The organism is Phytohalomonas tamaricis (assembly GCF_003012345.1).
In the GTDB taxonomy this organism is placed as follows: Bacteria; Pseudomonadota; Gammaproteobacteria; order Pseudomonadales; family Halomonadaceae; genus Phytohalomonas; species Phytohalomonas tamaricis.
On record NZ_PVRV01000020.1, the window covers coordinates 929,191 to 943,203 of the forward strand.

At 56.7% G+C, this 14,013-nt stretch carries 12 protein-coding genes and 1 pseudogene; 3 read left to right on the top strand and 10 right to left on the bottom strand.

Annotation, left to right across the window (positions count from 1 at the left end):
• Positions 1 to 70: 70 nt before the first annotated feature.
• A complete protein-coding gene (locus tag C3Z11_RS09675; protein ID WP_106477694.1) occupies positions 71 to 940 on the bottom strand; it encodes a LysR family transcriptional regulator in 870 nt (289 codons plus the stop codon).
• A gap of 114 nt (positions 941 to 1,054) precedes the next feature.
• Here C3Z11_RS09675 and C3Z11_RS09680 point away from each other — a divergent pair, with 114 nt between their 5' ends.
• The 3 genes and pseudogenes from C3Z11_RS09680 to C3Z11_RS09690 all read left to right on the top strand — a co-directional run bounded on the left by C3Z11_RS09680 (position 1,055) and on the right by C3Z11_RS09690 (position 3,586).
• A complete protein-coding gene (locus C3Z11_RS09680; protein ID WP_106477695.1) occupies positions 1,055 to 1,771 on the top strand; it encodes an AzlC family ABC transporter permease in 717 nt (238 codons plus the stop codon).
• The gene (locus C3Z11_RS09685) at positions 1,761 to 2,069 is read left to right on the top strand and encodes an AzlD family protein (protein ID WP_106477696.1); all 309 of its coding nucleotides are present in this window, start codon (positions 1,761 to 1,763) and stop codon (positions 2,067 to 2,069) included. The genes C3Z11_RS09680 and C3Z11_RS09685 overlap by 11 nt, the downstream gene beginning before the upstream one ends.
• 226 nt (positions 2,070 to 2,295) lie before the next feature.
• A pseudogene (locus C3Z11_RS09690) lies at positions 2,296 to 3,586 on the top strand (ISL3 family transposase).
• A gap of 122 nt (positions 3,587 to 3,708) precedes the next feature.
• Here C3Z11_RS09690 and C3Z11_RS09700 read toward each other — a convergent pair.
• The 9 genes from C3Z11_RS09700 to C3Z11_RS09740 all read right to left on the bottom strand — a co-directional run bounded on the left by C3Z11_RS09700 (position 3,709) and on the right by C3Z11_RS09740 (position 13,993).
• Positions 3,709 to 3,915, bottom strand: a complete 207-nt coding sequence (locus C3Z11_RS09700; RefSeq protein WP_158700986.1) for a hypothetical protein — start codon at positions 3,913 to 3,915, stop codon at positions 3,709 to 3,711.
• A 102-nt stretch (positions 3,916 to 4,017) separates the two neighbouring features.
• A complete protein-coding gene (locus C3Z11_RS09705; protein ID WP_106477698.1) occupies positions 4,018 to 4,968 on the bottom strand; it encodes a carbohydrate kinase family protein in 951 nt (316 codons plus the stop codon).
• Positions 4,969 to 5,104: 136 nt separating this feature from the next.
• Positions 5,105 to 6,034: an AraC family transcriptional regulator gene (locus C3Z11_RS09710; protein WP_106477699.1), complete on the bottom strand. Its 930-nt coding sequence runs from the start codon at positions 6,032 to 6,034 to the stop codon at positions 5,105 to 5,107.
• A gap of 150 nt (positions 6,035 to 6,184) precedes the next feature.
• Complete coding sequence (locus C3Z11_RS09715) at positions 6,185 to 7,483, bottom strand: MFS transporter (RefSeq protein ID WP_106477700.1); 1,299 nt, start codon at positions 7,481 to 7,483, stop codon at positions 6,185 to 6,187.
• 140 nt (positions 7,484 to 7,623) lie between these two features.
• On the bottom strand, positions 7,624 to 8,673 hold the full coding sequence (locus tag C3Z11_RS09720) for an NAD(P)-dependent alcohol dehydrogenase (RefSeq protein ID WP_106477701.1): 1,050 nt from the start codon (positions 8,671 to 8,673) through the stop codon (positions 7,624 to 7,626).
• Positions 8,674 to 8,961: 288 nt separating this feature from the next.
• Complete coding sequence (gene astB / locus C3Z11_RS09725; protein WP_106477702.1) at positions 8,962 to 10,341, bottom strand: N-succinylarginine dihydrolase; 1,380 nt, start codon at positions 10,339 to 10,341, stop codon at positions 8,962 to 8,964.
• A complete protein-coding gene (gene astD, locus C3Z11_RS09730; RefSeq protein ID WP_106477703.1) occupies positions 10,338 to 11,813 on the bottom strand; it encodes a succinylglutamate-semialdehyde dehydrogenase in 1,476 nt (491 codons plus the stop codon). The genes astB and astD overlap by 4 nt, the downstream gene beginning before the upstream one ends.
• Positions 11,814 to 11,882: 69 nt before the next feature.
• Positions 11,883 to 12,929, bottom strand: a complete 1,047-nt coding sequence (gene astA, locus C3Z11_RS09735; RefSeq protein WP_106477704.1) for an arginine N-succinyltransferase — start codon at positions 12,927 to 12,929, stop codon at positions 11,883 to 11,885.
• The gene (locus C3Z11_RS09740; protein ID WP_106477705.1) at positions 12,929 to 13,993 is read right to left on the bottom strand and encodes an arginine N-succinyltransferase; all 1,065 of its coding nucleotides are present in this window, start codon (positions 13,991 to 13,993) and stop codon (positions 12,929 to 12,931) included. The genes astA and C3Z11_RS09740 overlap by 1 nt, the downstream gene beginning before the upstream one ends.
• Positions 13,994 to 14,013: the final 20 nt, after the last annotated feature.

A 14,013-nucleotide genomic window follows, 5' to 3' on the forward strand; every position in this document is an offset into this window, starting at 1 on the left:
GTAATCGGAATATCTGGTTGCGCAGCAATAGCTTTTACTCTCACAACGGAATAAGTGGTTGTTAGTAAACCTAGGATGTAGCCATCGTCCTGAGCGTTCTGACCATCAGCTTGTAAAGACTATCGACAGCCTCCGAACTCTGCGAAGCCTGACTCCTATAGATAGCCACCTCCATGGGTTCAAGCGGTCCAAGGCCATGATCGCTGCCAAGGATTTCAAGGTGGGAAGGGGCGCTGCACTGAGTTAACACAGCAACGGCAAGGCCGCTTTCAACGGCTGCAATCTGTCCTGCCAGGCTGGAACTGTTGTAAACCACCCGATACCGACGCCCCTGCAAAGCCAGTGAGTTAATAGCACTACGCTTAGCAAGGCTAGTGCTCTCATAAACGGCAATGGGTAAAGGATCTCGTCTCCATACTTGGAATTGAGAAGCCCCGACCCAGACCATGGGTTCGTAGAATAATAACGTTCCGTGTCGAGAAATATCCCGTGAGACCAGCGCCAAGTCTAAATCACCACGCTTAACACGGGGAATTAAAGAGGTTGATTGCTCACAATTCAGTTCGATTTCTACCGAGCCATGATGCGGGGCAAAACGTTTTAGAACAGGGGTAAGGTACTTGGCGGCATAGTCATCTGGAACGCCGAGGCGAATCCGGCCGGTCAGTTCTCTGCCATGAAACGCAGCTTGAGTTTCGGCATGCAGATCGAGCATTCGGCGGGCATACCCCAACAGTTTTTGCCCTTCGGGGGTGAGCTGATGTTGGCGTGGGCCTCGTATCAGGAGCTGGCAGCCCAAGGCGGATTCTAGCTTTTTCAGTTGCATGCTCACCGCAGACTGAGAGCGGTGTACTTCCGGAGCGGCAGCGGACAGCGAGCCTGCATCCACCACGGCAACGAAGCATTTGAGCCAATCCACCTGGAGGTCTTGGTATGTCATTGTGCTCAACTAATTATTAGAATATCGAATATCTTATGCCTGAATTATGCGATTTCCTAAGTCACATGACCAGTGCATAGTGCTTGAGGAATCGTTGAGCTAGAGGATTACTAAATGGCAAACGCCGATACAGAGCTGTATCAGCTCAACAGACCGCTGGTTTGGTCCGGTTTCAAGCAGCTAGCCCCTATTTCTATCTTTGTGACCGCATTCGGGGCTGCTTTTGGTCTGGCGGCAACACAGGCTGGACTGAGCGACTCGACCATTGTTGTCATGAGCACTCTGGTCTTTGCCGGGGCGGCCCAGTTTGCCGCGCTGGATCTGTGGGGCACGCAAATACCATTTTTCACTGTGATGATTACGGTGTTTGCAATCAATGCTCGCCACCTTCTCATGGGCGCGACTTTGTATCCGTGGTTACGTCATCTGTCACCAGCAAAGCGATATGGAGTGATGCTGGTCGCATCTGACGCCAATTGGGCGATGTCCATGCAAGCATTCAGTCGTGGGCAGCCGGGGCTAGGGCTGCTGCTAGGCGGCGGCCTTGCCCTCTGGTTCTTCTGGGTATTTGGCACCTGGCTGGGTATCTATTTTGGCAATGCAGTTAGTGATCCTAAGAGTCTTGGTCTGGATATGGTCATGGGATGTTTCCTGCTCGCCATGGTAGTTGGTGGGGAAAAGAACCTACGCATGCTGGTCATATGGGCAATCGCGGCTATCTCATCATTGCTGGCGTACTGGTACTTACCGGAAAACAGCCACGTCATTGTAGGAGCACTGGCAGGCGGAGTTGCCGGAACAGTTTGGGGGACGCAAGACAATGAACGTTGAAACGGCGGGAATAGGAGCACTGGCAATCGCTCTAGCCATGGCTGTAGTGACATTGGCAACTCGCTGGGGCGGTATCTATGTCATGTCCTTCGTACCGATAAGCTACCGAGTAAAGCAGTTCATTCAGGCGATGTCTGGCTCTGTACTTGTGGCGCTTCTTGCACCCATGGCTATTGCGGGCGATAACGGTGCCCGCCTCGCGTTGTTGACCACGGCAACCATCATGTTGTTGTTGAAAAAGCCATTACCAGCCATCGCTGCCGGTATATTGGCTGCGGCCTTATTAAGGCAGCTTTAGCTCGTTCGAGATAATGGTTTTTGCTGGCATGACAGTGGCCTGGAGAAAAATATGGACAGCCCGCCAGTTTCGGTCGTTCTGATTCCTGGCTTCATGCTGGACGAGACACTACGGGGTGAGTTTAGTTGCTATCTGCCCGAAGATTGGGCGGTATTTCACGCTGTGACCGGCAAGGGGCTTGCGAAACTAGAATAGCAATGGAGCCAACCTCTAAGGAGAACACTGCGTGACCGAAATGCCCGACAACATCCTGCACATGCCGGAATACCAAGTGCTGGGCTGCAAACCCACCGATGACGAAATGCACTTCCAGGTGGACGCGCCCGATCCCATCGCCTGCGAGGAATGCGGGGTGCAGGGTGAGTCCGTGCGGTTCGGCAAGCGTGATGTTCCCTATCGTGATCTGCCCATCCACGGCAAGCGGGTCACCCTCTGGGTGGTCCGTCGCCGGTACACCTGCCGGGCCTGCAAGACCACCTTCAGGCCCCAGCTACCGGAGATGGTGGACGGCTTTCGCATGACGCTGCGGCTGCATGAGTACGTGGAGAAGGAATCCTTCAACCACCCTACACCTTCATGGCGGCACAGACCGGCCTGGACGAGAATACGGTACGCGACATCTTCAACGCCCGCGCCGAGTTCCTGGGGCGCTGGCACCGCTTCGAGACGCCCCGCATTCTGGGCATCGACGAGCTGTACCTGAACAAGCGCTACCGCTGCATCCTGACCAACATCGAGGAGCGAACCCTGCTCGACCTGCTGGCCACCCGCCGTCAGGACGTGGTGACCAACTACCTGATGAAGATGAAAGACCGGCAGAAGGTCGAGATCGTCAGCATGGATATGTGGAATCCCTACCAGACGGCGGTCAAGACAGTGTTGCCACAGGCCCGTATCGTGGTCGATAAGTTCCATGTGGTGCGCATGGCCAACGGTGCCCTGGAGAAGGTGCGCAAGGGCCTGAGAAAGGAGCTGAAACCTTCCCAGAGCCGAACCCTCAAGGGAGAGGAAAATCCTGCTGAAACGCGCTCACGAAGTCTCAGACCGGGAACGGCTCATCATGGAGATCTGGACAGGCGCATTTCCGCAACTGCTGGCCGCCTACGAGTACAAAGAACGCTTCTACGGCATCTGGGACGCCACCACACGGCCCCAGGCAGAAGCCGCCCTGGACGAGTGGATAGCCACCATCCCAAAAGGCCAGAAGGAAGTCTGGAGCAATCTGGTCAGGGCGGTGGGCAACTGGCGCGAAGAGATCATGACCTACTTCGAGACAGACGGACATGCCCGTCACCAACGCTTACACGGAGTCTATCAACCGACTGGCCAAGGACAAGAACCGTGAAGGACGTGGTTACTCCTTTGAGGTGATGCGGGCACGAATGCTCTACCCTACGAAGCACAAGAAGAAGGCTCCGACTGCGAAGGTCTCTCCGTTCTACAAGAAAACCATCGGTTACGAATTGCCGGACTTCGCAGAAGAACTCAACTACGGGGTCGATCTATCAACCATCTGAGGGTGGTATCAGGTTGGTGGGGTGAGAGTGCACCATCAACCATTAAATCCGTATACCCATAAAGCAAAACCCGCGCCAGGGCGCGGGTTTAGTGAAACAGTAGAAGAAAATAGTCACATCAGTTACGGCTTGACTGACCTGTCATGCTTTTCCACCCAACGCTTGAGCGTTTCAATCTCAGCCTCCTGCTGATCATTGATAATCTGCTCAGCCTCCACGCTGGTCACAGTGTGATCATTGTGGGCATGGGTCGTCGTTTCCTCAGCCTGTACGGAGGCGGTGAGCATCGCGGCACACAGCATAGCGGTAGCGGGCAAGACGTATTTCATCGTAACCATCACGGTTTCTCTAATAACTAACGAACATCTCCGCTCGGCAGACTGATGCGTGCCTTAATGTGCCCCAGCGTGCAACTTGACGGCACATGCTTATTAATTGATCTCGGCCAATTCATCACGTCTTGGCAGGTCGGGGCCACGGCGCGAGCAGGTCAAGGCAGCGGCAGCAGAGGCAAACGTTAGCATCGCTTCGATTTGGGCCGCCGTCAGTTCGGCTACTCCGGCCGGCGATGCCAGATCATGTTCATCCAGCCAACACAGCAGCGCTGCCTGGAAAGTATCGCCAGCGCCGACAGCGTCAACCATCTCGACCTGACACGCCGCCACATGTGAGCGGCCATGCGCCTGAGTGAACACGATGACGCCCTGCTCGCCACGAGTCATGATCACGATTTTGCAGCGCTCGGAAAGCCAGCCTTGAGCGACCTCCTCCGATGCACGGTCGCTGTATAGCGCCTCAAGATCCTCTTCGCTGACCTTGATAATGTGCGCTACCTGCGCCAGCGTCTCGATTCGCTCACGCCAGCGGGCCAGATCCGGCTCGATCTGGAGGCGAATGTTAGGATCAAGCGAAATCAACCGCCGCTCACTTTCGCGCTCCACCAGCGCCTGGATCGTTTCTGCCGTTGGCGATACCACCAGTGAATACGAGCCGATATGGATACCGCGCACGCTATCATTGAGCTCAGGCAGGTGCTCAAGCGCCAGGCCACGATCAGCGCCGCGATCATTGTAGAAGGCGTACTGCGGCGAGCCATTAGGATCAAGGGCCACCATCGCAAGCGTAGTGGGGTCGTCGAGGCGGATCAGATAATCGCTGCTGACGCCTTCACGGGCCAGCACGCGTGCCAAGCGCTGGCCAAGAAAATCAGTGGAAAGCCCGGTAAACAGTGCTGATTCGCGTCCCAGCCGCTTGAGCCCAATCGCCACATTGAACGGCGAACCACCGGCAACGGCGTCGAACCCCAGTGAGGAAGCGTCGCTATCGGCTGCCTTGGGGTCTGCAAAGAAATCGAACAGCGCTTCGCCGCATACCAGAAACATAAGTGCACTCCAGAAAACGTGATTGGAACGGCGCGATGCCGTAACGCCAAAAACGACAAGCTTAACGCAGCCAGGCATCGGCGTCGTTGCCCATCAGGGCATAACGTCTCATATCACCCCGGCCTGATTCATACTCTCAATGAACCGAGGCGTTCAAGCTGCGTGCCAGCATCTTGCGGCGGTAGCGTGTAGGCGTCAGGTGCATTTCGCTGAGAAAATGGCGGTTGAAATTGGACAGGTTGTTATATCCAACCTGAAAGCAGATATCCGAAATACTCAACCGTTCATCGAGCAGCATTTTGCACGCCTGGCGAATCCTTAACCTATGCAAGAAAACAACAAACGACTCGCCGGTAGTACGTTTGAAAAAGCGCGAAAATGTCGACTCGTTCATTCCTACCATAGCAGCCACGTCGCCCATGCGAACGTCGCTGGCGTACTCCTTGCTCAGATAATGCAGCACCTGACTGATAATTTCCGAAGCGCCTCCCTGCAACATCGGATTGTACGAGGCGCTTGCCAGTACGCTCCCTTCGCGGTCGGACGCCAACACCTTGAGCAGCTCAAGAAAACCTAACAGCCGCGCCAAAGGATCCTGATCCTCCATCGCCAGCATCAATTGCGCTCCTTGCCTTGCCACATCACCTTGGAACTCAAATCCCTGCCTCGCCAGAGCGAGCCATTTCACTATCCGCTCAAACTCAGGGCAAGTTCCAGCCAGTTGCGCAACCATCTCACCCCTGAACTGCAGTACTACGTCACGCCCGCAGGCGACGTGCTCATTTTCAGGTAGGTCACTGAACCAGGCATGGGGAAGATTCGGTCCCACAAGAACCAGCTGGCCCGGCTCGAACAGGCCGAGATAATCGCCTACAAAGAATTTGCCGCAGGTATGCGTAATCAGGTGCAATTCATACTCGGGGTGATAATTCCATTTAGCGATAGGCGCCGGATAGTCGTGTCTATGCCAATAGAAGCTATGCAGCGGTGCAGGCGAAATAGTCTCGAACACAGGTTCGCCAAGCGCTGAACTTACATCAGCTCCCGTATTCAATATCTTCGCCATCTTCTTGAACTCATTTTTTTGCTATTTAAGCTTGAACACACAATGGCAACGCCGGAGCTTTAGTAGACAACTGCCACTCATTCTCAAGCCGGTACGCTTGAGCCATAAGCTCAAGCGTACCGGCATCTTTTCGGCTAGCTGTATCATTGCTCAATGCGCTGTAAAGTTCCTCGCACTTTTCCCCCTGGGCTGATCAACATGAATGAATAGCGTCAGCACAGCAGCAAAGAAGTAAAGTGCGCCGTAAACAATCACAACCCAAGCAACATTTCCAATAGACAACAGCACCGTGGCTATAGCCGGCCCAAAAAAGTTGCTCAAGCCACCGCCCAGATTTTGAATCGAGATTGCGGCGCCTTTATGGTTGGGCTCTATCATTGGGAAGATGGCTCCCATCGGCACGAAAGATGTCACAGTCAAGGCGAACAACAATGCAACCAGAATGGCTATTGGGAAGTTATTTGGAATGTAATATGGTAGGTAATAGAACAGCAATGTTGCAGTACCGCAGCCCACGAAGCCAATCCATCGCATCTGACGCATCCAGCCGATACGGTCACCGATAATGCCCCACATTACATTGGTCAACGGTTGAATGACAAAGAATGTGCCCCAGATACGCAGCCACTCGGTAGTCGTAAACCCGACATGATCAGAAGTATAGAATAGCGGCATGATCACAGGAAAACCGAACAACGACAAATTGCATATAATGCGAATTATTAATGCGCGAAACATATACTTATTTTCGAAGATCAGCGTCATGCCCCTGCTAATTTCGCGCATTTTATCGCTTGTTGGTGCTGATTTTGCTATGGCGCGCTCAGCCTCGGACGGAGTATCTTTGACAAACCATAGCGCCATCACCCCGCCTGCCAGCACCCAAATCATCGACATCCATAACGTACCCATAAAGCCTATCGCAGGAATAGTCCAGCTCGGCAGATATGAAGCCATGATGCCGTACCCGATGGTAAACATCGCCCAGATCCAGCCGGTCGCAGAAGCGAGTCGATTATCCGGCGTTTTCTGAACTACCCAGACGAAGAAAGCATAAAAAAACAATGGATACGCGAAGCCGCGCAGCCCATAGAACAGCAACATCATGGGATAATTACCGATTCCCAGCCCCCAGTGCAGAAAAGCCGCATGCAGTACCAGCCACATGACAACACCAATCGACATGATACGGCGCGGACCATAGACCTCACTCAACACGCCGGAAAGCCAGCTTGATAGTGCCGCTGCCGCACCATAAACAGTAAACACCATCGACGCCTGACCGGGAGTGAAACCGATATCAACAATATATTTGGCCAAGAAGGCCTGTTCAATACCGTCACCGGTCATGAAAAAGGCGATTGCAATATATCCCCAGAACAATACGACGGGCATGCCAAGAACAATCTGCTTTGATTGATCCTGATTCACGTAGGTTTCCCCGGACATCTTTGCTTCCACTATCGGTAAGATCAAACATAGAAAATCGACAAGGCCATACCTTGAAAGAATTAAAACCCTTTCGAGAAGACCTAATCAGCGGATCAGCATATGACGGAGCGCCCGCTTAGCGTGCGCTCCGCGCAGGTTCAGTCCTGCTGCACCTGGATCTGCAGTTTGATGTCGGTAGGACGTGCGCTGGCGGCGCGCTCGAATGCCTCGACGCTGCGCTCGAACGGGAAGGTCTCGACAATCAATGGCTTGAGGTCGACCTTGCCTGAGGCGATCAGGTCGATAGCCCGGTCATAGACGTTGGCGTAGCGAAATACCGTCTCGATGCGGATTTCCTTGGCCTGTGCGGCAACGATATCGAATTCGACCTTTTCGACTGGCATACCGACCAGTACCAGCGCACCACCAGGGCGAACACACGCCAGTGCATCATCATAAACACGCGGGTTGCCGCTGGCTTCGAATACTACATCTGCCCCCCAATCCTCTCCGGTCAGTTCGCTGACCCGTTCACGCAGCGAGGCCTTGCTAACGTTGACCGGAAACAAACCATCGTAACCATCGGCAATCTCGAGTTTTTCGTCAACAACATCGGAAATCACCACACGGCTGGCGCCTCCGGCAAGGGCCGCCAGCGCTACCATCAGACCGATTGGGCCTGCGCCGGTGACCACGCAAGTATCACCCGGCTGCAGGCGTGCTCGCAGTGCCGACTGCATACCAATCGCGAACGGCTCGACCATCGCTCCTTCGGCGAAGGAGATATTATCGGGAAGCTTGAAAGTATAGGCTGCGGGATGAACCACTTCAGGAGTCAAACAGCCGTGAATCGGCGGCGTGGCCCAGAAGCGCACAGCGGGGTCGACATTATACAGGCCCAGTTTGGATGCTTTGGAATTGGGATCAGGAATGCCAGGCTCCATACAGACCCGGTCACCAATGTTCAGGTGGCTGACCTGATCACCGACCGCGACAACTGTGCCGGACGCTTCGTGGCCCAATACCATCGGCGTCTCAACGACGAAGGGGCCGATACGGCCATGCGTATAGTAATGCACGTCACTGCCGCAGATACCTACCGTGTGGACCCGCACCTTGACGTCGTGGGAACCCACTTCGTCAGGCATATCAATCTCACGGAGGCTGAGTTCGTGCTGCTTCTCCAGTACCAATGCCTTGGCCTTCATCGCTGACTCCTTCTCGACTCATGAGCGCAGCGCCTGTCTAGCGCTGCCGATGCGGAGAAGCTACCCGTGTCGATGTCCAGGCCACTAGTAGGTTTATTGCAGTCGATTAATACGTTTTTGCAATTCAGTTCGCCAAGACGCTGACAGCCGCGCCATTGCTAACGCCGCACGCATACCACCAGCGATCTGAGGGAGAGCAGTAACGAGAAAATTACGACCAAAGGATAAAGGGGGCGAACAGGCAATAAGTGCGTATCGGCACACAACACAGCCGATACGCCTGAAGAATCAGCCCCGCTGGAAGGGATACAACGCGCCCAAGCGCATGATACCGGTAAGCTCGTCCAATGCAGTGAGCGACTCGCGCAGCAGCAGTGGATCACCGAGATCCTCAAGGGCGAGGCGGTCGCGATAGTGGCGATTGACCCAGGCGACCAGTTCCTCATAGAGCGCATCATCAAGCAACACCCGCCCGGAAAGCGCGTCCCGCTCAGCCTCATTCAATACCACGCGCAAGCGCAGGCAAGCAGGACCGCCACCGTTGCGCATGCTCTGCTTGACGTCGCGTACCACGACTTCACCGATCGGATTGGGGCCGTCGAGCAACAGGCTATGCAGCGCATGCCAGACGCTTTCATTTTCCTGACACTCGCCGGGCACCACCAATGTCATGTTACCGTCGGGATTGGACAGCAGCTGACTGTTGAACAGATACGTACTGACGGCATCTTCAAGACTCACCGCCTCCTCCGGCACGCGTACCGGAATCAATGGCTCGCCGGAGACCGTCGCCAGCTTGTCGCGCAGCGCATCGATTGTGCCTTCCTCATCAAGAAAGGCGCGCTCGTGATAAAGCAATACCGGGCCGTTGCCCACCGCGATCACGTCATTGTGGAACACGCCAGCATCAATCGCCTCAGGGTGTTGCTGGGCGAACACCAACTGACCATTATCGACGCCATGCTGACGCGCCACCGCTTGGCTTGCCTCCAGCGTTTGTCGCGCCGGGTAGCGCTGAGGCGCTGGGCCCCCACCGAAGGCACGTCGACCGTAGGCATAAAGATGCATTCCCGGCGCGCCGTAGCGTCCGCAAAGCCGAGTGTGGTTGGCCGCGCCCTCATCGGAGAATACCGGCGTGGTCGGCAACGCCTGATGATGAGCAAAATAATGCTCGTTGGCGAAGATCGCCTGGAGAATGCGCCCGGTGGTCTCAGGCTCAAGCGAGCGATGATAACTTGACTGTAGATTGGCCGGGGTAAAATGAACGCGGCCATCGGCGGCATCCGTGCTTGGCGTGATTGTCGCTGCATTGGCGGTCCACATCGAAGACGCCGAACACACCGCACGCAATATTTGCGGTGCTTCATGAGCGGCCTGGGTCAGCACACGTTCGGCGTTACCGACAAAGCCGAGCCTCCGGAGCGCCTCGATATCGGGACGCTGCTGCGGTGGCAGCACGCCCTGAGCGTAGCCGGCGTCATGCAATGCCTTCATCTTGGCCAGGCCCTGCAGTGCCGCCTCGCGAGGGTTAGAAATGAGACCCTCGTGGCGCGACGAGGCGATATTGCCCTGGGCCAGGCCCGCATAATTGTGAGTCGTGCCGACCAGACCGTCGAAGTTGACCTCCTGCGTCGTGTCCTGCGCAGCGGTGCCAGATGATGCGCTCATAGCGTGACTCCCGGCGGTAGCTGATTGGGCAGTTCGACCGCTTCGGCCTCCATCGAGGCGACCGGATAGGCGCAGTAATCGGCGGCGTAATAGGCGCTGGGACGGTGGTTGCCGCTATCACCGATACCGCCGAACGGCGCGTCACTGGCCGCGCCGGTGGTCTGGCGGTTCCAGTTGACGATGCCGGCACGAATACGCAGCACGAAGTCATCCCAATCGTCGCGGGAGCCCCCTATCAGCCCGGCGGCGAGCCCAAAGCGAGTGTTGTTGGCCTCGGCAAGGGCACCATCCCAGTCGCGGTAACGGCTGACCTTGAGCAGTGGTCCGAAATATTCCTCGTCCGGCACCTCAAAGCCCGTGACATCGATCAGCCCCGGTGAGATCAGGCTGGTGCCCTCTTCAAGCAGTTTCATCCTGACCAGTACCCGCGCACCGCGCGCCTCAAGAGCCTGCTGTGCCTCAAGCAGCTTGTGTGCAGCCTGCTGCGTCACCAGCCCGGCGTAGAACGGCTCAGGCACAGCGAACTGGTCCTTGACCTCAAGCGTGCCCATCGCCGTGATCAGCGCATCGATCAATTGCTCACCCGCCTGTGTCTCCGGCACCAGCAGGCGACGCGCGCAGGTGCAGCGCTGGCCACCGGACAGGAACGCCGACTGCAAGATGGTCAGCACTGCCGCCTGCTGATCGAAGCCGTCCTTGATCACCAGCGGGTTATTACCGCCCAGTTCCAACGCCAGGATCTTGCCGACCTGACCGGCAAATTGCTTATGCAAAAGCGTGCCGGTGGTTGCACTGCCGGTGAACAGCAAGCCATCGATGTCAGTCGCCTGAGACAACGCCTGACCGACCTCAACTGCGCCCTGAACCAGATTGATCACCCCCGCTGGCAGGCCAGCCTGCTGCCAGCACTGCAGCACCAGATCGGCGGTGGCTGGCGTCAGCTCGCTCGGCTTGAACACCACCGTATTACCTGCCAGTAACGCCGGCACAATATGGCCATTGGGCAGATGGCCGGGGAAGTTGTAGGGGCCGAACACGGCCAGCACGCCGTGGGGACGATGACGCAGCGTCGCCTGCCCGCCAGCAACCTCCTTGCTGCGCTCACCGGTACGCTCACGGTAGGCGGCACTCGAGATCGCCACCTTGCCGATCATCGCAGTAATCTCGGTGCGCGCCTCCCACAGCGGTTTACCGGTTTCCAGCGCGATGGTATTAGCCAACTGCTCGCGATGATGCTCAAGGCGTTCACGAAAGGCTTCTACGATAGCGACACGTGCGTCAAACGGTTGACGCGCCCAGGCGGGGAACGCCACGCGCGCCGCCGCGACAGCCTGTTCGACCTGATCGGGCGTTGCCGCTTGGCCCTGCCAGACACGAGTACCACCAATTGGATCGTGTTTCTCGAAGGCAGCGCCTTTTCCTGTAACCCAGTCACTACCGACCAGGAGCTGTTGTCGAAATTCGAGCGTCATGGACGTCTTCCCTGTGGATGGTTGCGTCTGTTAAGCATCGGGCCCAGCAAGTGATGATGGTCACCGCTGTCAGGCCGAAAGGATGCGCAGGGGCTCCCCGCTTACGGCTCCTAGCCGGCGTGCCTCTTCGGGCGTGACCATCAATATGTCACCGGTCGGCGCACGTCCGACCCAGGCGGCACGAAAATCATCAGGCGCCTTGAAGGTGGCCGCTAACCATGAGGTGCGCTCCTCGCTGGGCAACCCCTCGGCAATGTCTATCGTCACCGTGCGGCTATCGCGTACCGCCAGCACATCATCGAGATAGGATTCGACCGTCGGCCCACCATCGAAGATGTCGATGTAGCCTTCCCAACGCAGCCCTTCCTTTTTGAGCATGGCCAAGGCTGGGCGGGTGTGCTCGTGCACCTGTCCAATGCAGGCCCGTGCCGCCTCGGACAGAAAGGGGGTGTAGATCGGGAACTTCGGCATCAACTCACCAATGAAGCTTTTCTGGCCAAGCCCGGTCAAGCGGTCGGCATCACGAAAGTCCATCGGGAAGAAATGGCGCCCCAAGCATTCCCAGAACGGGCTCTGGTGCTGTTCATCAAAGACACCGCGCATCTCGGCCAGCACCCGCTCAGGGAATAGTGCCCTAAAGCTTGCCATGAATAGCCAGCGCGACTTCGACAGCAGTACGCCATTGCGATCGCGACGATATTCAGGCCGTAGATAAAGCGAGCAGACTTCAGCATCACCGGTGTGATCGGACGATAGAAACAGCGTGTCGATGGTACGATGCAGCCCCAGCTGCACCGATGAGTGCGACATGCGTCCGACCCGGTAGTTATAGAAAGGCGTATCGAGGCCAACACGCGCTTCGATCGCGCAACAGCCCGCAATACGATTAGCGCCTTCGGGCGAATCATCTTCGAGCACAAAGAAATAGAGTTCCGGCTCATCAGCCGCGCTTGGCGCAGCACCGTGGCTATGTCGTTCGAAGGTTGCCCGGGTGTGGGCGAGCTTGGCTTCCAGAAACTCGCGGTTATCGGGTAATGAGGTGAAGCCGACTCCAGTCTCGCGAGCGATCTGCAACAGATCCTCGATGTCAGCATGGACAATAGGGCGAATACGCATCAAAGCTCTCCCTCATCGGCGTCGAGCAGCTTCAACGGCGTGACAAGCACTGCCCGCCCCTCCTCGACATCAAGCCTCTCGGCCTGCTCGGGCGAGAGCATCAACTGTCCGGTCGGCGTCAGCGCATAGCGCGCCAGCAGACAGCGAAACCCGTCGAGGCGTTGATTGGCCACCAGTGCCAGTTCAGCGTCTGGCAATGATTGTTCAGGGCGAATGCGTACCGGATGCCAGCCGCATTGGGCAATGCCGTGCAGCTTGGCGCGCTCAGCCTTGAGAATTGGCCCGGCATCGAAGATATCGACATGACGCGAACGCCGAAACCCCTCGGCAATGAAGTCCGCCAGGGCTGTCTCATGCAACGGATGCTCACGCCCGATCGATGCGCGCGCCTCCGGCGTCAAGAGCGGCAGATAAAGCGGAAATTGCGGCATCACCTCGGCGATAAAGCTCTTCGAGCGCACCCCAGCAAAGGCATTCATCTCCTGAAAGCTGCGATCGAAGAAATGACGACCGACACTCTCCCAGAACGGTGAGAGGTTATCCGCATCGAGATAGCCCGGCATCGCCACCGCCACGGTGTCTGCAAAACGCTCGGGATACTGGGCGATGAACATCAACCGGGCGCGACGCAAGAGGTAATGAGCGCTGGTGTCCTTGTATCGTTCATCGAGTGTCAATGCACACAGCAGCGTGACCTCCGACAGCTCGTGCGACAGCGACAGCACCTGGACTTCACGGCGCACGTCGAGCTGCTGCGAGGCGTGAATCAGCGTTTCCTGACGATACGTGTAGTAGGCCTCACTGCCACCAGCCTGGGCGCGGATGCTGGCGGTCCCGACAATGTCGCCGGAAGAAGCGTTTCCCGGACAGTCTTCAAGCACAAAACTGTAAATTTCATCGCCGGGATAATCGATTTGGCTTGCCAGGGATCGGGAGGAGCGCGCAATGCGCTCCTCCAGACGATCACGATGCGCTGGCAAGTTGGTCAGCCGGGGCATGGCATTACCGGCCAGACGCTCCAGCGCCGGCAGGTCGCCGGGCTGGGCGGGACGCACAACCAGCATGGTGTTCTCCTGACAGTAAA